General features: G+C 69.7%; 18 protein-coding genes. 2 read left to right on the top strand and 16 right to left on the bottom strand.

What is annotated here, in order from left to right:
- Positions 1-5: 5 nt before the first annotated feature.
- Entirely contained in the window at positions 6-1,328 is a 1,323-nt protein-coding gene (locus ACFWN2_RS00135; RefSeq protein WP_382423869.1) for a PHB depolymerase family esterase, read from the top strand.
- A gap of 189 nt (positions 1,329-1,517) precedes the next feature.
- Here the strand turns inward: ACFWN2_RS00135 and mmuM are convergent, their stop codons facing one another.
- The 14 genes from mmuM to ACFWN2_RS00065 all read right to left on the bottom strand — a co-directional run bounded on the left by mmuM (position 1,518) and on the right by ACFWN2_RS00065 (position 18,467).
- Positions 1,518-2,405, bottom strand: coding sequence for a homocysteine S-methyltransferase (mmuM, locus tag ACFWN2_RS00130; protein ID WP_382423868.1), 888 nt, complete (start codon positions 2,403-2,405; stop codon positions 1,518-1,520).
- 160 nt (positions 2,406-2,565) lie between these two features.
- Positions 2,566-3,588, bottom strand: coding sequence for a LacI family DNA-binding transcriptional regulator (locus ACFWN2_RS00125; RefSeq protein WP_382423867.1), 1,023 nt, complete (start codon positions 3,586-3,588; stop codon positions 2,566-2,568).
- Positions 3,589-3,823: 235 nt separating this feature from the next.
- Complete coding sequence (locus ACFWN2_RS00120) at positions 3,824-5,569, bottom strand: glycoside hydrolase family 6 protein (RefSeq protein WP_382423866.1); 1,746 nt, start codon at positions 5,567-5,569, stop codon at positions 3,824-3,826.
- Between the two features lie 20 nt (positions 5,570-5,589).
- Entirely contained in the window at positions 5,590-6,057 is a 468-nt protein-coding gene (locus ACFWN2_RS00115) for a hypothetical protein (RefSeq protein WP_382423865.1), read from the bottom strand.
- On the bottom strand, positions 6,042-7,313 hold the full coding sequence (locus ACFWN2_RS00110) for a lytic polysaccharide monooxygenase (protein ID WP_382423864.1): 1,272 nt from the start codon (positions 7,311-7,313) through the stop codon (positions 6,042-6,044). Before ACFWN2_RS00110 ends, ACFWN2_RS00115 begins: the two co-directional genes overlap by 16 nt.
- An 11-nt stretch (positions 7,314-7,324) precedes the next feature.
- Positions 7,325-10,201 carry a glycoside hydrolase family 48 protein gene (locus ACFWN2_RS00105; protein ID WP_382423863.1) on the bottom strand — a complete coding sequence of 959 codons (2,877 nt, stop codon included), beginning with the start codon at positions 10,199-10,201 and terminating at the stop codon, positions 7,325-7,327.
- A 243-nt stretch (positions 10,202-10,444) separates the two neighbouring features.
- Entirely contained in the window at positions 10,445-11,377 is a 933-nt protein-coding gene (locus ACFWN2_RS00100; RefSeq protein WP_382423862.1) for a polysaccharide lyase family 1 protein, read from the bottom strand.
- A gap of 103 nt (positions 11,378-11,480) precedes the next feature.
- The gene (locus ACFWN2_RS00095) at positions 11,481-12,626 is read right to left on the bottom strand and encodes an enolase C-terminal domain-like protein (protein ID WP_382423861.1); all 1,146 of its coding nucleotides are present in this window, start codon (positions 12,624-12,626) and stop codon (positions 11,481-11,483) included.
- Positions 12,623-13,894 (bottom strand): ABC transporter substrate-binding protein, encoded by a 1,272-nt coding sequence (locus ACFWN2_RS00090; protein ID WP_382423860.1) that lies wholly within the window; start codon positions 13,892-13,894, stop codon positions 12,623-12,625. The genes ACFWN2_RS00095 and ACFWN2_RS00090 overlap by 4 nt, the downstream gene beginning before the upstream one ends.
- 7 nt (positions 13,895-13,901) lie before the next feature.
- Positions 13,902-14,783 (bottom strand): carbohydrate ABC transporter permease, encoded by an 882-nt coding sequence (locus ACFWN2_RS00085; RefSeq protein ID WP_382423859.1) that lies wholly within the window; start codon positions 14,781-14,783, stop codon positions 13,902-13,904.
- On the bottom strand, positions 14,780-15,655 hold the full coding sequence (locus ACFWN2_RS00080; protein WP_382423858.1) for a carbohydrate ABC transporter permease: 876 nt from the start codon (positions 15,653-15,655) through the stop codon (positions 14,780-14,782). The genes ACFWN2_RS00085 and ACFWN2_RS00080 overlap by 4 nt, the downstream gene beginning before the upstream one ends.
- Positions 15,652-16,902 (bottom strand): polysaccharide lyase family 1 protein, encoded by a 1,251-nt coding sequence (locus ACFWN2_RS00075; protein ID WP_382423857.1) that lies wholly within the window; start codon positions 16,900-16,902, stop codon positions 15,652-15,654. Before ACFWN2_RS00075 ends, ACFWN2_RS00080 begins: the two co-directional genes overlap by 4 nt.
- Positions 16,903-17,068: 166 nt before the next feature.
- Positions 17,069-17,236, bottom strand: a complete 168-nt coding sequence (locus ACFWN2_RS00070) for a hypothetical protein (RefSeq protein WP_382423856.1) — start codon at positions 17,234-17,236, stop codon at positions 17,069-17,071.
- Positions 17,237-17,294: 58 nt separating this feature from the next.
- Positions 17,295-18,467 (bottom strand): MFS transporter, encoded by a 1,173-nt coding sequence (locus tag ACFWN2_RS00065; protein ID WP_382423855.1) that lies wholly within the window; start codon positions 18,465-18,467, stop codon positions 17,295-17,297.
- Positions 18,468-18,541: 74 nt separating this feature from the next.
- On the opposite strand from ACFWN2_RS00065, the gene ACFWN2_RS00060 reads away from it, so the two are divergent.
- Positions 18,542-19,525, top strand: a complete 984-nt coding sequence (locus ACFWN2_RS00060; RefSeq protein WP_382423854.1) for a LacI family DNA-binding transcriptional regulator — start codon at positions 18,542-18,544, stop codon at positions 19,523-19,525.
- Here the strand turns inward: ACFWN2_RS00060 and ACFWN2_RS00055 are convergent, their stop codons facing one another.
- Positions 19,526-20,374 (bottom strand): cellulose binding domain-containing protein, encoded by an 849-nt coding sequence (locus ACFWN2_RS00055; protein WP_382423853.1) that lies wholly within the window; start codon positions 20,372-20,374, stop codon positions 19,526-19,528.
- Positions 20,375-20,384: 10 nt separating this feature from the next.
- Positions 20,385-22,355 carry an RICIN domain-containing protein gene (locus ACFWN2_RS00050; RefSeq protein WP_382423852.1) on the bottom strand — a complete coding sequence of 657 codons (1,971 nt, stop codon included), beginning with the start codon at positions 22,353-22,355 and terminating at the stop codon, positions 20,385-20,387.
- Positions 22,356-22,453: the final 98 nt, after the last annotated feature.

The raw sequence follows: 22,453 nt of genomic DNA, 5'->3' as shown, positions 1-22,453 counted from the left end.
TCGTCATGACCATTCCGAACCACGACCGGCGCGTGACCAGGTACCGCGTCGTCGCCCTGGTCGCCGCCGCGCTGTCGCTGATCGCCGCAGTCGCCTTCTCCTTCGCGCCGCGGCAGGCACACGCCGCGTCCCTCACCCAGGTCACCGGTTTCGGTGCCAACCCGACCAACCTGAACATGTACGTCTACGCGCCGGACCGGCTGGCCGCCCGTCCCGCGCTGCTCCTGATGATCCACTACTGCACCGGGACGGCGAGCGCGGTGCACAACGGCGGCGGCCGCGACTACGTCACCGCCGCGGACCGCCACGGCTTCGTGATCGTCTACCCCGAGGCGACGAGAGACGGCCGCTGCTTCGACGTATCCACCCAGAACGCGTTGCGCCGCAACGGGGGCAGCGACTCCACCGGCATCATGTCGATGGTCGCGCACGCACGGCAGCGCTACAACGTCGACCCGTCGCGCATCGTCGTCTCGGGCATCTCGTCCGGCGCGATGATGACCAACGTGCTGGCCGCCGAGTACCCGGACGTGTTCAGCGCGGCGTCGGCCTTCGCCGGTGTCCCCGCGGGGTGCTTCGCGACGACCGACGGTTCGCTGTGGAACAGCCAGTGCTCGGGCGGCACCCTGCAGAAGACGCCGCAGCAGTGGGGCGACCAGGCCAGGGCGATGTACCCCGGCTACACGGGCACCTACCCGCGGATGCAGCTGTGGCACGGCACGAACGACACCACGCTGGCGTACCCGAACTTCGGCGAGGCGCTCGACCAGTGGACGAACGTGCACGGCGTGAGCAGGACGCCGGCGTCCACGGACCAGCCCCAGTCCAACTGGACCCGCACCCGCTACGGCACCACGGGTGTCGTCGAGGGCATCAGCGCCCAGGGCACCGGCCACGACGTCCCGACCTCCGGGATGGTCGGGTACGCCATCACGTTCCTCGGCCTGGACCGCCCGTCCACGGATCCCACCACCACGACGACGACCACGACCACCACTCCGCCCCCGACCGGGGGCTGCTCGGTCAAGGCCGCGGTGAACGCCTGGAACAACGGCCTCACCGAGACGATCACCATCACCAACACGTCGTCGACGGCGGTGAACGGCTGGAGGCTGCAGTTCGCGCTCCCAGGTGGACAGACGATCACGGGCGGCTGGAGCGCGACCTACTCGCCTGCCAGCGGCCAGGTGACCGCGTCGAACGTCTCCTACAACGGGCAGATCGCGCCCTCAGCCCAGGTGTCGATCGGCTTCCAGGCCACGCACACGGGCAACAGCGCGGCCGCCGGCGGGTTCACGCTCAACGGCGTGCAGTGCGCCGTCGCCTGACGGAAGCACGGCCAGGGCGGCGACCGCTGCCCTGGCCGCAGCACGGACCGGGGCGACCGCCGCCTGACCGCAACGCGCACCCGGCCGGGGCGACCACCTCCTGACACAAGCACAAACCGGGCCAGGGCAACCGCCGCCTGACCGAAGCGCCGACCAGGCCGGGGCGACCACCGCCCCGGCCCGGTCCGCTCAGGACCTCCCCGCCAACTCCTCCGCGAGCACCGCGATCGCCTCGGGCCCGGTGCGGCAGCACCCTCCCACCAGCCGGGCACCGCCCTCGACCCACTCCCCCGCCGCGAACCCGGTCCCGTCGCCGCCCCACGACCGGTTCCGCGCGTCCCAGGTCTCCCCGCTGTTCGGGTACACGACGACCGGCTTCCCCGTCACCCGTGCCGCCGTGGCGACCGCGTTCGTGACGTCCTCCGGCGGACAGCAGTTCACCCCGACCGCGATCACCTCGCCGGCCTCCGCCAACCCGAACGCCTCGCGAAGCGGTTGTCCCGCACAGGTCCGGTCGCCGCGCGCGCTGTAGGAGAGCCAGACCGGAACTCCCTGCCCACGCACGATCTCCAGCACCGCCTCCGCCTCGTCGACGTCGGGGATGGTCTCGATCGCGAGCACGTCCGGCCCTGCCGCGCACAGCTCCTCGATCCGCCGCCGGTGGAACGCCACGAGCTCCCGCCTGGTCAGCCCGTAGCGGCCGCGGTACTCCGACCCGTCCGCGAGCACCGCCCCGTACGGTCCGACCGACGCCGCCACCCAGCGCGGTCCGTCCACTTCGGACGCGGCCGAGCGCGCGAGTTCCACGCTGGTCCTGAGCAGGCGGGCCGTCTCGCTCGCGCTGATGTTCCGCTTCGCGAAGCCCTCGAAGCTCGCCTGGTAGCTCGCGGTGATGGCGACCTGGGCACCCGCCCGGTAGTAGGCGAGGTGGGCGGCGCGCACGGCGTCCGGGTCGGTGAGCAGCAGCCGCGCCGACCACAGTTCGTCGGACAGGTCGTGCCCGGCGAGCTCCAGCGCCGTCGACATGCCGCCGTCGAGCACGACCACGTTGCGCGCCAGTGCTTCCGCCAGTTCCACCCGCGCGAGTCTAGGTCCGGTGGGTGGAGGAGTGCGCGACCGTCGCTCCGCCGTGGCGTCGCGCACTCCTCCGGGACGGTCTGCGGGCGCGCCCTGCCCGCGCGCGCCGCGTTTCCGCGCAGGCTGACGCCGCCCTGCGACCGTCCGCTCGATGGGCCAGTCAGGCCGTGCCGCGGTGCGGCGCCGGATCCGGTGTGCTCGCGCGCCGCGACAACCGCGGCGGCAACAACATCAACGGCGGCGGCTGCTTCCCCTCCAGCTTCGCCACGAGCAGGTCGACGGCGTGCCGCCCCAGTTCCTCCGCCGGCAACCGCACCGAGGTGAGCAACGGCGACGTCTGCTCCGCCAGTTCGTCCGGGCAGATCGCCACCACCGCGACGTCCCCCGGCACCTGCCGGCCCGCCGCCCGCAGGCACGTCGTGATCCAGCCCAGGGCGGCCTCGTTGTGCACCACCAGGGCCGTCATCGACGGGTGTGCGCGGATCAGGGCCTTGGTCGCCCGCAGCACCGAGTCGTGGTCGCCCTCGACGGCCAGTGCGGTGGCGGCGATCCCGCGGCGCATCGCGGCCGCGCTGAAGCCGTTCATGGTGCGGTGGGCGAAGCCGGTGCTGCGCCGGTAGACGGCGCTGGGCGCGCCCAGGAAACCGATCGAGCGGTGGCCGAGGTCCGCCAGGTGGTCGACGCACTTCGCGCCCGCCGCCTCGAAGTCCAGGTCCACGCAGGTGAGTCCGCGGGCGGCCGCCGGGTGTCCGATGAGGACGGACGGCTTGGCCAGCTGCCGCAGCAACGGCACCCGGTCGTCGTCCATCTCCACGTCCATCACGAGGAACCCGTCGACCTGGGCGCCGTTCGCCGCCCGGCGCAGGCCGGCCGCGCCGTCGTCCGCGGTCATGAGGAGCAGGTCCATGTCGTAACGGCGGGCGGTGGTGACCGCGGCGGTGACGAAGCGCATCACGGCGGGCAGGTGCGTGCCGGCGCGCAGCGGGAGGACGAGCCCGATCACGTTCGTGCGGCCCGCCGACATGGTGCGGTCGGAGGCGTGCGGCTGGTAGCCCAGGGCTCTGATGCTCTCGCGGACTCTCGTCTTCGTGTCCGCAGAGATGGACCGCTTGCCGGTGAGGACGTAGGAGACCGTGCTCGGGGCTACCCCTGCGTGCCTTGCGACGTCCGCGATGGTGACCACACAGCCTCCTCTCGCGCTTGCGCTCAGTGAGCGTGCCGACACCATAGGGAGCACCTTCTGATCACATCAAGTGTTATGTGTGCGTTAACATTGCGCATTTCGGATGGTCCAGACGAATTCAGCACCGTCTGGAAACTTGCCCGACAGAACTCGGGAACAGGCCGGAAGAGCGCACCCACGCGGCGCGACCTCGGGCAACGAGGCCGGCCGCATGGGCACGCTCACATCCCGCAGCTCACAGCGCCGGATAGGCGTTGCGCATGAGCTCCTGGAACTGACCGGAGAACCAGTGTCCGGACAGCGGCGCGTTCCCGAGCGCGCCCGACATGTTGTTGTTGTTCCTGGCGTTGCCGGTGTACGTCGGGTCGCACATCCGGTCGAAGCCCTTGCCCTCGTTGTTCGGGATGTCCTCGCTCGCGCCGTCCGACTCGCCCGGCGGCTTGATCCACACGTAGGCGTCGATACCCGCGGCGGGCGCGGCCTTCGGACGCTCGCCGAGACCGGCACCGGACTGGTTGCACCAGTTGCCGAGGTGGATGCGCCGGTCGAGCCTGCCGCCGTCGACGTAGGCGTCCACCGACGTGCGCGGACCAGGTCCGGTCGGGCGTGCCGAGCCGCCCCAGCCGTTGCGGCTGGTGTCGATCAGCATGCCGACGTTCGCGTCGAAGCCCGCCTGCACGGCCCTCTGCCGGAACGCCTGGGCGTAGGGCAGCTCACCGGTGTAGCGGTTCCAGTCCACCCACTTCGACTGGCGGACCTGCGTGCCGTTGATCGACTCGTCGATCGAGAAGTTCGGCTCGGTCAGGATGCCGTAGTTCGCGGTGTTGGCGATGAAGCCGTGCACGTTGGCCTTGGTGCTGCCGGACGCGTTGGCGGCCTGGAACAGCAGCTCCGCGGACGGGCCGAAGTTGTCGTCCCAGCCCAGCCAGCCGTGGTGGCCGACGTCGATGTAGTTGTAGACGTTCGGCACCGCGCCGAGCTTCGCGAGCGCGTAGCCGACACCGGTGACGTAGTTGCCGTTGGCCTTCATCACGTCGCAGTTGGGCGTCTGCGTCGGCCGCGGCGTCACGTTGGTGATCAGGTTCGGCAGCGAGTCGATCTCCACGACGGTCACGATGCGCAGGTTCGCGTACGCGGGCCGGGCGAGGATCGACGCGATCGGGTCGATGTACTCGGTCTTGTACCGGTCGATCTCCGTGGCCTTGAGCTCGCCGTTGGACGCGAGAGCCGCGCAGTCACGACCGGGCAGGTTGTAGATCACCAGCTGGATGACGAGCGGTGAGCCCGCCGCCTGGCGCACCGCCTCGTCCAGGTGCGAGGCCAGTCCGCGGGCACCGGTGGTGCCGGTGATCGCCGCGATGCGGTCCATCCACACGCCGGTCGGCTGGTTCGCGATCCTGCTGCCGCCCGACTCCGCGCTCGCCTTGGCCGCCCAGTCCGGGTTCACGTACACCTTGGCGTTCGCGTACGGGTTGTCGACCCGGTTGCCGGGGCCAGGGCCGTTGGACGTGGTCGTGGTGGTCGTCGTCGTGGTCGTCGTGGTCGTGCTGGTGGGCACGGTTCCGGTGCACGTCGTGCCGTTCAACGTGAACGTCGACGGGTTCGCGTCACCGGTCGCGGCGTTGCTGCCGTTGAAACCGAGGTCGATGGAGGCGTTGGTGCCGAGGTTCGCGTTCCACGACAGGCTCGTCGCGGTCACGTCCTTGCCGGACTGCGACCAGTTCGCGCTCCAGCCCTGCGCCACGCGCTGGCTTCCCGGGAACGAGAACTTGAGCGTCCAGCCACCTGAGATCGCGTCACCGAGGTTGGTGATCTTCACCGCAGCACCGAAACCCCCTCCGCCCCAGCTGTTCGCCGTGTAGTCCACACGGCACCCTGGTGCGGCGCCCGCGGGTGCGCTCATCGCCACCCCGAACGTTGCCACGGCAGTGGCGACCACGACTCCCGCCGCGGCCCACCGCCTCTGTCCGTTGAGCTTCATTGCTCCGGATCTCCTGTCTGTCAATGGTGCTTGATCTCCACGAGCGAACACGCGCTGGGCGTGCACTCGAGTCTTTTGAGGCCGAGGTACTCCATGCCGATCGAGCCGGTGAGCGCGAACCCGTCCCCGAAGGCGAGGTCCGGATCGCCCCGGACCTCGCCCTCCGCGAGCGCCGTCAGCCAGGCCTGGTCCAGGCCAGGCCTCAGGACCAGCAGCCCGAGCCGCCCGTACGGCTCCTTGGCGCAGGTCCCCCACTCCGCGACGAACGGCGCGTAGACCTTCGACCGCACCGGACCGGCGAACTCGGTGAAGTCGTCACCGCGCCGCACGGTCGAGCACTCGTCTGTCAGGTCGTGCAGCCACGCGGCGATGCCGTCGACGCCCCTGCTGAGGTCCGGGGTGGGTTCGGCGCGTCCTACGAGGAGGGCGAACGTCACCGAACCCACCACCAGAAGGGCGAGCAACGCCCTCGTCACCGGACGGCGCACGCCGAACCGTTGAGCGTGAAGGACGTCGGATCCGTCGGTGTGGACGACGTCGTGGCGTTGAACCCGAACGAGACCGAGCCGCCGGCCGGTATGTCCGCGTTGTAGGACACGCCCTTCGCCGTGGCCTGTCCACTCGCGACGGTCACGGTCGACGACCACGCCTGCGAGAGCTGTTGCCCGGATGGGAAAGCCCACACGAGCTGCCACGCGCTGATCGCACTGGTGCCGGTGTTGGACACCACCACGTTCGCCGTGAAGCCGCCGTTCCACGTGCTCGGCCGCGTGTAGGCCACCGTGCAGGAACCCGTGGGGGTGCCGCCGCCGGTCGAGGTTCTGACCGTGACGCCCGACGAGGCCGCCGACGCGTTGCCCGCGGAGTCCGTTGCCACCACGGTGAACGAGTACGAGGTGTCCGCACTCAGGCCGCTGACCGTCACCGAGTTCGTCGACGACGTCGCGACCACCTGGCCACCGCTGTAGACGCGGTAGCCGGTCACACCGATGTTGTCGGTCGCCGCGGACCAGTCCAGCTTCACGGTGCTGCTGGTGACGCCGGAGGCGACAGGGGTGCCGGGCGTCGAGGGCGCCGTGGTGTCCGGGGTGCCGGTGCCCCCGCCGAACACGACGTCCGAGCAGCTGTAGAACGCCTCGGGGCTGTCCGAGCGCTGCCACAGCGAGTAGATGACGTGCCGGCCCGACTTGTTGGGCAGACGGGCCTGCCAGGCGTACTCACCGTTCGCGAGCGGCGGGTTCGTCACCTTGTCGAACGGCGCCGACTCGAGGTCGGACCACTTGAGCGGCTTCGTCACGTCGAAGCCGTCCTTGGTGACGTACTGCTCCCAGGTGCCGGGGTGCGGCGCCCACGCGTTGTACCGCAACGTGACCGTGCTGTTCGCCTGCACCTGGGTCGTGGGCCAGTCGCCGCGCGTCAGGTTGTAGGCCGCGTACTTCGTGGTGGGACCGCACAGGTTGCCGTCCGGGATGATCTCCCGGTGACGCCCGGCGGCGTTGCTGATCAGGTTGCCGAACCAGTCCCACAGCGGTTGCTTCCCGCCCTGGGCGACCGCGGCCTGACAGGCCGGGTTGGTGGGCTGCAGATCGCCGCCACCGCTGCCGGCGCGGCCGTCCTCGTAGCAGAGGTAGGTGCGGCTGCCTGGCCAGACCATCGACCCGTGCGCGACCGCCGTGCCGCCGGTGTGCACCAGAACGGCGCCGACAGCGGCAGCGACTGCCAGGAGAGCTATTCGTTTCCTCATCTCGGGACTCCTCACCCGTAGATCTCGGCGTGCAGGGAGAACGCCGTCGCGATCTCGGCTTGCGCCCAGAAGCGGTGGTAGGTGAACGTCGGGGCCGGTCCACCGTCCAGATAGGACTGCACCTTCGGCCACTGCGGGTCGTTGCGGAACATCGACCGCATCGACAGGAACGACGAGCCCTGGCCGATCGTGTCGCCGTTCGGCATCTTCCCGGTCCAGCCGGACGGCACGTACGGACCCTCGCGGGTGCTGGTGTTGTAGACGTCGTCGAACCTGTTGTAGTCCGTGCGCGTCTCCGGCGTCGCGATGCCCAGGCTGTCCTGGTGCTGCAGCAACGACGTCAGCAGCGACTCACCCGTGGTCTTGGCCGAGGCGTTGCCCGACCGCGCCGCGTAGTTCAGCAGCACCTTGGCGTACGACGCCGCCACACCGACGTCCTGGCTGTGGTTGAGCACGCGCACGCGCAGGTTCGCGTTCGTGCCGGGGTTGGTGGCGTTCCACGTGTCCGGCGCTCCCGACCACTCCAGGTCCGAGGGGATCTGGAAGTTCGTGCCGGTCGTGGTGTTCGCGATCGCCCACGGCACCCACTTGTCGAGGATCTTCTTGGCGCGCGCGTCACCGGTCAGCCGGTACAGCGCGGCCGTGCGCTCGATCCCCCACACCTGGAAGCCGAACCACCGGTTGCTCGGCGGGTCGCGCCACACCGGGTGGGCGTCGTAGTACATGCCGTAGAACGTCGGCGTGCCCGAGGGAGCCGCGCCGTACTGGCCCTCCCAGCTGTTCGTCACGCCGCCGGCGAGACCGCCGTCGGCCGACTGCAGCCACTGCAGCATCTCCAGCTGCCTGCTCAGCGACGTCGCCCAGTCCTGCTGCCCGGTGGCGGACAACGGCTTGAGCGCCGGCACGTTCGCGAGAGCGTGCGCTGCCAGCGGGTTCTGGTAGCCCTGGTGCGAGGCACCGTCACCGATGCGCCACGCCCAACCGGCGGACGTGTCGGTCGCGCCGCCCCAGGCGTAGTACCAGGACATCAGGTAGTGCGCGCTGTTCTTGCCGGTCGCGCCGGGGCACGACGACGGGCTGCTGCAGTTGCCGATGCGCTTGAAGTACTTGTCGAACATGGCGTACCGCAGGTAGTCGCCCATCTTCGCGGACTTGCCGATCTCCGCGGAGATGTCGCCGGCCTTGCCCTGCGCCGTGGCCCACTGCTGGGCGAGCAGCGCCACCTGCACGACGCGGGCGTCCGCGTCCGGTGCGTTGGTGTACTTCCACTGCTTGGCGTAGGAGGCGTCCTTGGTGAAGAGGTCCAGGAAGCCGTTGGGGCCGCCGTGCTTGAACGTGTCGCACGAGGGCTGCGGGATCGTCTCCCACACCGACTCCGACGAACCGCGCTGATAGGTGTTGATGTACGCGGGCGCCGTCGTGCCGTCGCCGCACCGGCCGAAGCCGTAGGTGTTGTCGACGTCGATCAGCCAGTGCATGCCGTAGACGTCCGAGTTGCCGTACGCGGTCTTGAGCTCTGCCGCGATCGGGTCCTGACCGACCGGGACGGCGCTGTCCAGCACCGCCGGGTACTGGTCCATCCTCGGGTGCTCCGGCGCGTAGGTCGCCGGCTTCGACGGGTCGTACTTGTCGTTCGTCGGCTGGTCTGCCTTCGCCGGGATGATGAACTTCTCCATCGACGCGAACGCGGACTTGAACGGCGCCCAGTCCCCGGTGACGCGGCCGTAGCTCGCCTCCAGCCACAGGTAGTAGCTGAACGCCTCGGACGTGGTCTGGTGACCGTGGTCCGGTGCCTCCACCATCAGCGTCTCGACCGAGTGGTACGGCACGAGCAGGTCGCCGAACTTGCGGAAGTAGCCGCTCGCCGGGTCCTTGATCTTGTTGTACTGGTCGAGGAACGCCTTGTTGAAGTCCGAAATGGACGGATCCAGCTCCTTGACCGTGACGGTCGCCGCGCTGTAGCCGGTGGCCGACGCGGTGAACGTGGCCGTGCCGAGCGCGCCTCCGTTGTTCGCCGAGGTCACCGTGACGGTCTGCTTCGCGGTGCTGGAGAACGTGAGCGTCGCCGGGGTCGCCGTCAGGTCCGTGCTGCCGCTGCGGGCGATGGTGACGGTGACCGGCTGGCTCGGTGCCGTGGCCAGGGAGACGTCGAACGTCGCCGTCTGGCCCTGCTTGACCGAGACCGCGCTGGGGGACGCGAGCACCGCCGGCCCGGAGAGGACCTTGACCGCGGCCGGTGCCGAGGTCGTGGTGGCGCCGCGGTTGTCCGTGGCCCGCGCGGTGATGCTGTGGTCGCCCGCCGGCGCCGAGGTCCAGGTGCCGGTGTACGGCGAGCTGGTGTCGGTCGCGATGAGCGTGTCACCGGCGTAGAAGTCGACCTTGGCCACCGTTCCGTCGGTGTCCTGCGCGGTCGCCGCCAGTGGGATCTGCGCTCCGACGGTGTAGCTGCTGCCGCTCGCCGGTGCCGTCAGCGCCACGGACGGCGCCTGGTTCGGGCCGGTGCAGGAGACGCCGTTCACGGCGAAGTCCGTCGGTGGCCGGTTCGTCGAGCCCTTGCTGCCGTTGAAGCCGACCTGTGCGGTGCCGCCGGAGGGCAACGTGGGTGCCCATGCCGGGTTGGTCACGCTCACCACAGCGCCGGTCTGCGTGAAGTTGCCGCTCCACCCCTGCGTGACGCGTTGCCCGTCCGGGAACGTCCACGTGAGGTTCCAGCCGTTCAGCGCCTCCCCGTCGTTGCGGATCGACACAGCAGCGCCGAATCCGTTGTTCCACTCGTTGGTGACCTGGTAGGTGACGGTGCACGCCACCGCGGCCGGTGCCGCGACGGCGGGAGTTCCGCCGATCAGCACCACCGCCGCAACCGCCAACGCCACTTTTCGTCGAGTCATGCCGCCGCCCTCTCGACAACTGGGAGCGCTCCCAGAGTTCACGGCACTGTAACGTGGCCCACAGCGACCAATCGATCACAGGTGCAACAGGTTTTGCGCCGTTCAGATCTCCGCACTAGCCCTTGCGGCACAACACAGGTTGCTCTACCGGTTCCTCTTACTGCTCCCTTCGAGTGGAATTCTGGGAGCGGTCCCAGGCGAGGAAGGGGGCGCCCGCGCCGCTGGGGGCGCCCCCTGGTCTGATCAGCCGCGCCCGGCTCCGGCACCGGCCGTGACCACGCTCTTCACGCTGCTCGCGCTGTCCAGCGGGTACGAGTAGGGAAGGCTCTTGACCGAACCGCCCTGGTCGCCCGTTCCGGAGTTGACGAAGTGGTTGTTGCGCGCCACCAGCGAACCGCCGGGCGAGCTGCCCTCACCGCGGTGGAACGGGTCCTCGGTGTTCTCGAAGTAGTTGCCCTCGACGAGGACACCGGCCTCGACGGTCGACGCGACGCCGTAGTCGGTCACGCCGCCGTAATAGTTGTTGTAGACGTGCACCGGGTTGCCGAACCGCACGCGCGGGTGGCGCTGCTGGGTGCCGGCGAACCAGTTGTGATGGTAGGTCACCCGGAGCTTGCCGCGGTCCTCTGAGCCGTTGTCGTCGCTGTGGCCCAGCAGCATCGTCTTGTTGTGACTGGTGAACTTGTTCCAGGACACCGTGACGTAGTCCGAGGCGCGTTTGACGTCGACCGCACCGTCGTAGCCGTTGGAGAAGGTGTTGTGGTCGATCCACACGCGGGTCGAGTACTGCACGTTGATCGCGTCGTCGCCCCAGCTCTTGAAGTTGAGGTTGCGCACGATCACATTCGAGGCGTTGGCGATGTTCAGGCCCTGACCGGTGATCGCCGACGACGAGCCGACACCCTCGATGGTCTTGTTCGAGGCCACCTTCGTCATGCTCGACAGCGAGATCGTCCCGGAGACCCTGATCACCGCCGAGCCGGACGCCTTCGCGGCCGCCACGAACGCGGACGCCGTGGTCACGGTGACCGGGGTGGCGCTACCACCACCCGTCGTGCTTCCTCCCTGGGTGGCCCAGCCGACCAGCCCGAACGGTGCGGCGGTCGCCTGGGGAATGGAGACCACGCCGATGACGAGCGCGGCCGCGGAAATCAGTGCTGCACGTTTCGAATTCATTCACGCTCCCAAATCAGGTGAGCGGCGGTAGAACTCACGAAACCAGCACCGGGCAGAGCGGTCAACCAATTCGAAGATATTCGATAATAAGAACTTCGATTTCTCACCACACTTCAAGAGTGTGAACTCCGATGTGTTCGAAATTCCAGTCGTCACCGATTCCGGATATCTCCGGAAACGATACGTTCCCCTCTTCGTCCAGCGGATCGGCGATCGAGTTCCGGTGCGGCGGGACCCGGTCGAAGTCGACGTGCGGGTGCAGCAGGCCGCGCTCGTACCACCGGCCGGCGTCGGTCGCGCCGAGCACGGTGAGGCTGCCCGACCCGTTGCCGTGGATCTCGCAGTCCACGTTGAACGACTCCGCGAGGTGCACGGTCTTGAGCACCGGTGTGATGCCGCCGCTGCCCGCCGGGCCCGCTCTGAGGATGTCGCACGCCCCGGTGCTGACCCACTCGGCGCGGGTCATGTGCTTGCCCCACGCCACCTCCGGGCCGATCACGGGGATGTCCAGCTGCTCGGCCAGCCACCGGTAGGAGCTGACCGAGGCCTCCTCCATCGGTTCCTCGAACCAGTAGAAGTCCAGCTCCTGCAACGCCCTGCCGAGGCGCAGCGCGTCGGTTCTCGAGTACCAGTGGCTCGCGTCGAGCATCAGCGCGACGTCCGGTCCGACCGCCTCCCGCACGGCCCGGCAGGCCTCGACGTCGCGCGCGACGCTCGGCGCGCCCGGTATCGGCGGCATCCAGGTGTGCAGCTTGATCGCCCGGTATCCCACCGACACCAGGTGTTTCGCGAAGTCCGCGTAGTCGGCCGGTGTCGCAAGGCCGTCGGTGTCGCCGCACATCGTGCTGGCGTAGGCGGGTATCCGGTCTCGGGCGCCGCCGGCGAGCTTCCACGCGGGCAGGTTCACCCTGCGCGCCACGAGGTCCCAGAGCGCCTGGTCCACGAACCCGAGCGCACGGTCGGTGAACCCGCCGTGCGATCCCCTTTGCCGGCGCGCGAGCAGCCGCCACAGCCGTTCGCGGTCCCACGGGTCCTGGCCCAGCAGCACCGGCCGGACGTGCTTGTCCAGCACGGCGGGACGCACCTGGTCGGGCTGGACCTGGCAGTACCCGGTGACGCCGTCGGTGTCGGTGACCTCCAGCAGCGCCTCGACGACCTCGTGCTCGGGCGCCGGGTGCCGGTGGCCCTCCGGGTCGACGGACGTGGCCACCGTGGTCTTGAACGTCCGCACCACCACCCGTTCGATCACTTGCGCTTCTCCCAGTCCTGCTGGGCGGTGGTGAGCTTGGCCGCGAGCTGGTCGAGGAACTCCTGCGCGGGCATCTGGCCCAGCAACACCTTCTGGTACAGCGGCTCGGTGTCGGTCTTGGTGATCGACGAGTACTCCGGCAGGTAGACCGGCGCGGGCACGAGCACGGTCGCCGGGTCCTCCAGCACGCCGAGCGCCATCTTCACGGCCGGGTTCTTCTGGATCCACTCGGCGCCGCGCACGTCGGTGTTCGCCGGGATCTGGCCGACCTTCTCGTTCCAGTAGCCGTTGCTCTCGGCCGACGTGAGGAACTCGACGAACTTCCAGGAGGCATCACGGTTCTTGGAACCCTTGAACACGGCGAAGCCGTCGGTCGGGTTCGGCACCACGGTCCGCTTGCCCGACGGTCCCTTCGGCAGCGGCATGGCGCTGACGCGTTCGGGGCCGAGCGCCTTCATCACGTCGGCGGTCGAGCCGAGGTTGTGGTGCATCATCGCCACCGTGCCGCCGGTGAACTGGGCGACCATCTGCGTGTAGTTGTTGTTCACGTCGGCCTCGGGGGTGGCCTTCTTGTACAGCTCCGCGACCTTGCGCACCAGTTCGGCGTTGCGCGGGTCGGCGACCGTGCTCTTGCCGCCGTCGTAGAACTTCTCGACGCCGGAGTAGGAGTAGGCCTCCGACAGCAGCTGGAAGATCGACCCCGCGCCACCGCGGATGGTGAAGCCGTACTGGTTGTCCGCCGCCTTGGTGAGCTGCGTGGCGGCCTTGGCCAGATCGTCCCAGGTGGACGGTTCGGGGATCTTGTTCTCCTCGAACCTGTCGGACCGGTACCAGATCACGTCCATGTTGCCGGACGCGGGAACGGCGTAGAGCTTGCCGTCGGGCGAGGTCTGCCGCACGGTCTCCAGCAGGCCCGGCAACAACTTTCCCTTGAGCGCGCCGTTGTCGATCCGGTCGTCGGCGGGTTCGAGCGCGTCCTGCCCGACGAGGTGGGCGAGGTAGGACGTCGTGACGCCACCGACGTCCGGTGTCGCGCCGCCCGCGATGGCCGTGTCGTACTTCTGCTGCACCGACGAGCTCGGGATGCCGACGTACTCGACCTTGACGTCCGGGTTCGCCGCCTCGAACCGCTTGATCAGCTCGGTGTAGATCGGGGTGCGGCCGGGGCCGCCGTTGTTGTCCCAGAACGTGATCGTGGTGGGACCGTCCTGCCCGGCGGAACACGCGCTCACCACGAGCGCGAGCGCGACCAGCAGTCTCTTCATCATCTCTCCCTCATCCCTTGACCGCACCCGCGCTCAGCCCCTGCACGAGGAACCGCTGCACGACGGCGAAAACCAGCACGACCGGCACGGCGGCGACGACGCCACCGGCCGCGAGCGCCCCGAAGTCGGTGTTGAACTCCCCCAGCGCGTAGCTCAGCCCGACCGGGAGCGTGAACTTGTCCTGCTTGCTCGCGAACATCAGCGCGAACAGGAAGTTGTTCCAGGCGCCGATGAACGCGAACGACCCGACGGCCACGAGCGCGGGCTTGAGCTGCGGCAGCGTCACCGCGAAGAACGCGCGCAGCCGCGTGCACCCGTCGACCATCGCGGCCTCTTCGAGCTCGACCGGCACGTTGCGCACGAACCCGCTCATCAGGATCAGCGCGAGCGGCAGCTGGAACGCGGTGTCCGCGATGATCAGGCCGGTGAGGCTGTTCAGCAGCCCGGCGGACTTGAAGATCACGAACAGCGGGATCAGCATCATCGCGCCGGGGATGAACTGCGTGCACAGCAACGCCAGCAGGAACACCCGCTGGCCGCGGAACTTGAAGCGCGCCAGCGCGTAGCCGCCCATCAGCGCGAACACGGTGACGACCACGAGCGTGCCGAGCCCGATGATCAGGCTGTTCTGGAAGAACAACCCGAAGCCGACGCCGTTCCACACGGTGTCGAAGTGCTCGAACGTGATCGGCCACGGCACGAGCGAGGTCTCCCCCGCGGGCCTCAGCGCGAACACCAGCATCCAGTAGAACGGGATCAGCGTGAACAGCAGGTAGAGCACCAGCGGCAGGTGCAGCCTCAGGTACCGGCCGGGGTCGCGTTGCTTCCTGCGCCGTGGCGGCGAAGGCGGTGGCACGACCGGGGTCTCCGGGCGGATCAGCGTCTGGGTCATGCCCGGCTCCCGAACTTGGACAGCCTCAGGTAGAGGATCGAGAAGAACAGCAGGATCACGAAGCCCGCCATGGTGAGCGCCGAGCCGTAGCCGAAGTCGTGCGAGTCGACGGCCTTGCGCGCCACGTAGAGCGGCAGCGTGGTGGTCTGGTTCGCCGGCCCGCCGCCGGTGAGCGTGTAGATGAGGTCGACGTTGTTGAACTCCCACACCGCCCGCAGCAACGTGGACAGCACGATCGCGTCCCGCAGGTGCGGCAGCGTGACGCTCACGAACCGCCGCCACCGCCCGGCGCCGTCGACGGACGCGGCCTCGTACAGGTCGTTCGGGATGGTCTGCAGGTCGGCGAGCAGCAGGATCGCGAAGAACGGCACCCCGCGCCACAGCTCGGTGACGACGGTGGCCTCGAACACGGTCCCCGGGTCACCGAGGACCGACGTGCCAGGATCACCGATGCCCCACTGCGCGAGCTGCTGGAAGATGCCCGTGGACGGGTTGTAGAGCAGGATCCAGATGCCGGTGGTGAGCACCCCGGACACCGCCCACGGCGAGAACACCAGCGCCCGCGCCAGTGCCCGTCCGACGAACGTCTCGTTGACGATCAGCGCGAGGACCAGCCCCAGCACCAACTGCAGGCCGACCTCGACCACGACCCACTTGGCGCTGAACGCGAGGCTCTGCCAGAACAGCTGGTCCTCGAACAACATCCGGCGGAAGTTCTCGAACCCGATGAAGCCGTTCTTCCACGGCTGCGTGACGGTGTGCTGGCGCAGGCTGAACCACCCGACGCTGGCGATGGGGTAGACCAGGAACACGGCCATCAGCACCAGCGTCGGGGCGATCAGGGCGTAGGGCGCCCACGTGCGGGTCCTCACCGGTGCGCGCCCGCCTTCAGGTGCCGGATCCGGTGCGCGGGCTCAAGTCCGCGGTTCAGCGTCGGCGTCCACCCGGCGTCCGTGCCGAGCGCCTTGTCGGGGAACGCGGCGTTGTGCGCGTCGACGAAGCTCAGCGGCCTGCCGTTCGCGAGGTTGCCGACGTCGGTGATCCTGGTGCCGCCCCAGTTGTAGACGACCTCCTCCGGCGCGATGCCCCGGACGAAGTTGTTCTGCGCGTAGACCTGCGACTGCACGCCGACGCCCCAGCTGTAGGTCTGCGCGCCCTCGTACAGGTTGTTGTAGACGTGCACCTGCCCGAACCGCACCCGCGGCGCGCGTTCGAGCACGTCGCGGAAGACGTTGTGGTGCACCGAGACCCGCAGCTTGCCGGGGTCGACCGTCGAGCTGTTCGACGACCCGATCAGCATGGTCTTGCCGTGCTCGGCGAAGACGTTGCGGGACACCGTGACGAGGTCGGCGCCGTTCGTGATGTCGAGCTGCCCGTCGTGCACCTGGTAGGGCCGTCCGAAGTGGAGCGGCTGGGCGCTGTCCGGGTTCGGCTGGTCGGTGAACGTGCTGTGGTCCACCCACACGTTCTCCGAGCGCTGGACCGACACCGAGTCGTACAGCGAGTTCCAGTTGCCGGGCGGCGAGCCGGGACTGTTGTCCGTCGGATCCCACTGCGGGAAGCAGTCACGGGTGTCGCGGAAGGTCAGGTCGCGCACGATCACGTTGCGCGCGTTGTGGATCCGCAGGCTGCCGCCCGTGATCCCGGCACCCCTGCCGTGCCCGATGATCGTGGTGTCACCAGGAACGTCGAGCGCGATCGTCGCTTCCTGCTTCTTGGCCGACGCCTTGCGCGCCTCCTCCAACGGCCCCTCGGGCTCACGCTCCCAGCCCCACACCGCCGGGTCGTAGGCGGCGAAGTACGCGGCCTGCGTGTACCCGTCCGTCTCGTAGTCCTGGCACCGCAACGGCGTGCCGTCGTCCGCCGTGTTGGCGTCGATCACACCTCTGACCTTGATGATCCTCGGGCCGGGGGCTGCCAGTGCCCTGACGAGTTCGGCGCGCGTGCGCACCACGTGCACGTTCCCCGCAGGAGCCTTCGCTCCCCCGCTCGTGCCCGGCCCGGCCGAGGCCCAGCCGTCCCCCGCGGCCAGCACCTGCCGGGCCGGGTCGTGGGCGTGCGCCGGGACCACCCCGGTCCCCGCGCAGGCCAGAACCAGCGCGCTGACGAAAAGCCGCATGACGGAATACCCTTCAGAAAGGATTCACATTCTTGAACACCGTCCACGATCGTGAAACGAGTATTACGAATGCGTCCGCCGTGCGTCAACGAAGTGAATTCATTCGACAATTCGACTCGGTATTCGACGATTGTTCGAATCGAATGCCGTCGAACGAGTGGGCGTTTCAGTTCATTTGGCCGCCGAGCTCGCGGAGGCGGGCCATCACGCGTGGCGCCAGTTCCTCCGGGGCGAGGCGGTACGCCTGCCACCGGTCGCGGCCGCCGTCCTTGAGCAACGCGTAGAACCGGTACCGGCCCTGGGTGACCGACTCCGTCGCCTCCTCGGCGAACACCAGGCTCGTCGCGGCGTCGGTCAGGTGCTATCGGCCCGCGATCGCGGTGAGTTGCGTGTCAGTCCTTCACCGGGCGCAGCATCGGCACCAGCGCCAGCGCGGGCAGCAACAACACCGGCACCACGAGCAAGGCCCGCAGCACCCCGACCTCGTTCCCCAGGAACCCCACCAACGGCGGCCCCGCCAGGAACGCCGTGTACCCGATGACCGCCACCACGCTGACCCGAGCCGCCGCCCGCGCCGGATCGTCGGCCGCCGCGCTCATGCCCACCGGGAACCCGAGTGCCGTCCCGAGCCCCCACACCGCGACACCGGCGATCGCCACCGCGGGCGACCCGGCGAACACCGCGAGCGTCACGCCGGACGCCGCCAGCACCATCGACACGAGGATCGCCGGCACGCGGCCCCACCGGTCGAGCGCGATGGTGCCGAAGATCCTGCCGAACGTCATGGTCGTGACGAACACGCCGAACACCAGCGCGCCCAAAGCCGGGTCGACCGTGTAGCCGTCGATGAACGCGACCGCCACCCAGTCGTTCGCGGTGCCCTCGGTGAACGCCAGCACCAGCACGAGCAGGCCGATCAGCAACGTGCGGGGCTCGCGCCACGCGGCCATGACGCCGCTGCCGGAACCGTGCTCCGCCTCGCCGGCGAACCGGTACGTCCGCGCGGCCAGCAGCGTGCCGAGGGCCACGATGAGAGCGACCACGACGAGGTGCGCGGTGACGGACAGTGCCGCCCAGGCGACGAACGACGCGAGGCCGGCGGCGGCCACCGTGCCGAGGCTCCACATGGCGTGGAAGCGCGGCATCACCGTCTTGCCGAGTGCGCGTTCCACCTCGGCGGCCTCGACGTTCATCGCCACGTCGCACAGGCCCGAGCCGTAGCCGAGGGTGAAGATGCCGATCGCCGTGAGGACGGCCGACGGGTACGCGCCGATGCCCACGCCGGCCACCGCCAGTCCCACCGCGACGGTCGCCGCCGACACGGACACCGTGCGCTTCGGCCTGAGGCGGTGCGTGACCTCGCCCGCGGTGAGCATCGCCAGGCAGGCGCCCGCCGACATCGACAGCAGCAGCAACCCCAGCGCACCCGGCGTCAGGCCCAGCGCGTCGCGGGCGGCGGGCACGCGGGCGAACCAGGTCGCCACGGCCACGCCGTTGAGCCCGAAGGTCACCGCGACCCCCGCGGCGGCGGCTCGGACCTGACTGCGCGGCACCGTGACCGACATCCCGGTCCCTCCCTCTCTCGATACAGAAGTTCTTATCCCACACATGGAAGCGCTTCCACCGCAATACTGCTGAGATGACGGCTGAACGCACCGCCACGCTGGATGACGTGGCACGGGCCGCGGGCGTGTCCCGGGCCACCGCCTCACGTGTTGTCACGGGACAGGGACCGGCATCGCAGCGGTCGAGGGACCGGGTCGCCGCCGCGGTGACCGCACTCGGCTACGTACCGGACGCGTCCGCCCGCGCGCTGGTCACCCGCACCGGCACCCGGCTCGCCATCGCCGTCATCGGCCACACCGCGGCCGTGCTCGACGACCCGTACGTCGGGCGGGTGCTGACCTCGGCGGCGCACGTCGCCGCCGAGCGCGAGGTCGGTGTCTCATTGCACTGGCTACCCTTGCACGACCCCGGCTCACTCGCCCGCCTCGCCGACGGCCGCGGGCTCGGTGGACTCGTGGTCGTGAACGCGACGCGACCGGCGCTCGAAACCGTGCCGCGCACCCTGCGCGGACGGGTCGCCTCGGTCGGGGTCGGCGCCAGGGACGTCCCCTCCTACGACGTCGACAACCGCGCGGGCACCGACGGCGTCGTGCGGCACCTGGCGCGCACCGGCCGCCGTCGGATCGCGATGGTCACCGGACCGTCGTGGCTGCCCTGCGGCGACCGCGCCGTCGAGGCCTACCAGCACGTGCTGCGCGAGACCGGCACCGAACCCCGCGTCGTCCCCGGTGACTTCACCGCCGCACGGGGCGCCGACGCCGCCATCGAGATCATGGCGCGGTGGCCCGACACCGACGCGGTGTTCGCGCTCAGCGACCTCACCGCTCTCGGTGTCCTCGACGGACTGCACGCGCTCGGCGTGCGGGTGCCCGACGACGTGGCGGTCGCCGGGTTCGACGACATCGCGTTCGCGGGCCTCAGCCGTCCGGCGCTCACGACGAGCACGCACCCGGTGGAGGAGATCGCCACCGCGGCGGCCCAGGCCGTGCTCGACCGCCGCGACACCTCCGGGGCGACCTTCTACCCGTCGGCGCTCGTAGTGCGGGACAGCGCGTGATCATTCGACCGAGCACGGCTGGTTGTTGAGCGAGAACGCCTCCGGAGCGGCGTTTCCGCGTTGCGCCGACCCGTTGAACCCGATCTCCACCGAACCGCCCGGCGGAATTCGCGTGTTGTAGTGAGCGTTCACAGCGTCAACGGTTCCACGGGACTGCCGTGGCGTCGCGTTCCACATTTCGGTGATCACCTGTCCGCTGCCGAAGGCCCACCGCACGGCCCAGCCGGTGATCGTTGCCGTGCCGGTGTTGCGCACGGTCACATGCGCCTGGAACCCGCCGGGCCACTGCCCTGCCAGGCGGTAGGAGACGGCACACGTCCGCGCGGGCGGACGCGTCGTGGTGGTCGTCGGGCGGGGCGCCGGCCGGACCGTGGTCGTCGTCGGAGGCGGGGCGACCGGACCGTCGCAGGGCGGTCCCCACAGCCCCCGGTCGGCCGCGGCCGCCTCGGACTCGGCGGTCAGCAAAGCCCCGCCTTCCACGCCCTCCGCGCGCAGGGCACCCTGCCGCACCGCCAGCAACGCGTAGTCGGTGCCGTCTTCGAGCACCAGCTTCACGTCGCCCGACAGCATCGGGCTGATGCGGACCGCACTGGCCAGCAACGTCGTCCTGGCGAACGTGAGCGCGCCCGCCTCGCCGCAGGCAGGCGGAGCCGCCAGCTGCGCGATCCGCGCCTTCGTGCCGTCCGCCAGCTCGACGGTCCGGCCGTCGACCACGTCCCGCACGAAGTGCAGCACGCTCTCCGACCGCACCAGCTCGTTGACCAGCGTCGGCGGCTTCCGCGGCGTGCTGGTGAGCGGCGCCGGCTGCGCGGCCGGCTCCGGCGAGCAGCCCGTGAGCAGGAGCAGCACTAGCAGGCCGCTAGCCGCGCGCAACGGCTGTCCAACGCTGGTTGGCGCCCGAAGTGGCGTGGTACGAACCGATCCTGGCACCGTCCTCACGCGACTCCCCGATCACGTCGAGAAGGCTGCCGGTGGAGGCGTTCACGAACGTCCACGTGCCGTCCCCTGTCGACGACAGCACCCACCTGGCGGCCGGACCGTCCGAAGCGCTCAGCACGACGTCGGCTCCGTTCACCGCGATCCGCTGGCCGGTGGCGGCGTTGACGATCGAGAACTGGGCGCGGTGGTCGTAGCCGCCCGAACGCCGTTCCACGCGCCACACCTGGTCCGCCGCGGCGAGGTCGGTGGTCCGCTGGACGAGCGAGGTGCCCGACGGCACCAGCGACTTGCCGCTCTGCACGCCGGTGAGCCGGTACTCCCCGCCCAGCCCCGCCGCGCGGTTCACCCCGCTCACCCCGCTCACCTCGAACGTGGTGACCGACCTGGCGGGCACCGACAGGGTCGCCTTGCCGTTGTGCACGCTCACAGCGGCGCCCTTGACCAACGCGCCGTGCTGGTCCGTCACGACCGGACGGACGGTCGCGCCCGGCCGCACCGAGCCGAACGCCGACAGGTCCAGCGTCACGGACCGCGCCTGGTCGGTCTTGTTCAGGTGCACCACCGACTTCAGCTCGGTGCCGCGCACCGCCGCGACGTCGGTCGTGGTGTTCACCTTCACCAGCCGGTCGCCTGGCTTGACGTAGTGGGTGAAGTTCCGCAGCGCGTGGAACTTCGTGTTCACGCGCGCCGGGCACGTCGCCAGGGTGTCCCCCGGTCCGCAGTCGAACGGGATCTGGACCACGCCCCAGTTCATGCCGTCCGGCGACTCCGCGCCGGGCCGCATGTTGTTGTAGTCCTCGACCGCCTGCCACAGCAGCCACGCGCGGGGTTCCAGCTCGCGCAGGTCGTCGATCACGCGCTCGGCGATACCGAGACCGGGGTCCATGCTCGTGAAGCTCTGCCCGGAGCCCCAGTGCCCGTCGACCTCGCTCATCCACAACGGCTTGCCCGCGCCCTTGGCGATGTCGCGAGCGGACGTGCGGCGACCCGTGCCGTAGGTGTGCACGTTCAACTGACCGACCTGTGCGCGCACCGAGGCGGGATAACCCGCCCAGTCGTCGGCGAAGATGCCGGGATTGGTCTCGTCCGGCGCCGACACCACCGCCTTCAGCCCGCCGGCGCGCAAAGCCTCCGCCATCGCGGGCACGACCTTCGCCTGCAGCGCGGGACCGATGTGCGCGCCCTCCTGCCGTCCGCCCGTCGGGTTGCCGTCAGGGCCGAGCGTCGTGCGCCAGTAGGGGGTGTTGGGCTCGTTGAACGGGTCGACCGTCGCGAACCTGATGCCGTGGGCGCGTTCCAGCTCCGCGGTCGCCTGCGCGAGGTAGGCGGCGAAGTCGCCGATCCTGTCCTCCCGCAACTGGTCCGCGTTCGGGTCGAAGCCCCCGGACACGTAGCCGCTCACGGTCTGGAACCAGGGTGGTGAGTTGCTGAACGACTCCCACCTGGTCACGTCCTGCTTGATCCGGTCGACCCACCAGCGCTGACGTGGATCCGCCGCCGCGTCGAAGAAACGCGGATCGCCGGGCTTCCACCAGTCGGTGTCCTCCCGCGTTGTTCCCGCCGGCGCCTTCCACCAGCCGGGCACCGCGGCACCCGCCCGCAGGTACTCCGGCACGTCCGGGGCGTTGCCGCCGCCGATGTTGTAGCGGGCGATGTTCAGGTTGAGCCCGTCCTCGCCGAACAGCAGATCGGCCAGCCGGTTCCGGATCTCGTCCGGATAGCCGCCGGTCGCGTTGGCGAACCACACCAGGCTCGTGCCCCAGCCCTGGAACGGCTCCTGCTGGTACGTCGGATCCGGCCTCACCGTGACGGCGTCGACGGCGGCCGTGGAGGGGGTCGCGGTGGAGAGCGTGAGCGCCACAGCCGCGAGCAGAGCAGGGAGTCTGGTCATCGGTTCTCCGTTGAACGCGCGATGTTCACGCTAACAACTATCGAGAACCCACTGGTGCGTCAAGGTCCTGCCGGACGGAGGCGCGTCCGTCCGGCAGG

This window comes from Lentzea sp. NPDC058436, from assembly GCF_042721515.1.
GTDB lineage: Bacteria > Actinomycetota > Actinomycetes > Mycobacteriales > Pseudonocardiaceae > Lentzea.
The sequence above is the reverse complement of the archived record's forward strand: the minus strand, read 5'-3'. Positions and strand labels throughout refer to the sequence as shown.

Bases quoted from the DNA above. Each gene is read 5' to 3' on its own strand.
- ACFWN2_RS00100 (WP_382423862.1), bottom strand. From the start codon at position 11,377: ATGAATTCGAAACGTGCAGCACTGATTTCCGCGGCCGCGCTCGTCATC.
- ACFWN2_RS00105 (WP_382423863.1), bottom strand. From the start codon at position 10,201: ATGACTCGACGAAAAGTGGCGTTGGCGGTTGCGGCGGTGGTGCTGATC.
- ACFWN2_RS00085 (WP_382423859.1), bottom strand. From the start codon at position 14,783: ATGACCCAGACGCTGATCCGCCCGGAGACCCCGGTCGTGCCACCGCCT.
- ACFWN2_RS00065 (WP_382423855.1), bottom strand. From the start codon at position 18,467: ATGTCGGTCACGGTGCCGCGCAGTCAGGTCCGAGCCGCCGCCGCGGGG.
- ACFWN2_RS00120 (WP_382423866.1), bottom strand. From the start codon at position 5,569: ATGAAGCTCAACGGACAGAGGCGGTGGGCCGCGGCGGGAGTCGTGGTC.
- ACFWN2_RS00090 (WP_382423860.1), bottom strand. From the start codon at position 13,894: ATGATGAAGAGACTGCTGGTCGCGCTCGCGCTCGTGGTGAGCGCGTGT.
- ACFWN2_RS00075 (WP_382423857.1), bottom strand. From the start codon at position 16,902: ATGCGGCTTTTCGTCAGCGCGCTGGTTCTGGCCTGCGCGGGGACCGGG.
- ACFWN2_RS00110 (WP_382423864.1), bottom strand. From the start codon at position 7,313: ATGAGGAAACGAATAGCTCTCCTGGCAGTCGCTGCCGCTGTCGGCGCC.
- ACFWN2_RS00135 (WP_382423869.1), top strand. From the start codon at position 6: ATGACCATTCCGAACCACGACCGGCGCGTGACCAGGTACCGCGTCGTC.
- ACFWN2_RS00060 (WP_382423854.1), top strand. From the start codon at position 18,542: ATGACGGCTGAACGCACCGCCACGCTGGATGACGTGGCACGGGCCGCG.
- ACFWN2_RS00050 (WP_382423852.1), bottom strand. From the start codon at position 22,355: ATGACCAGACTCCCTGCTCTGCTCGCGGCTGTGGCGCTCACGCTCTCC.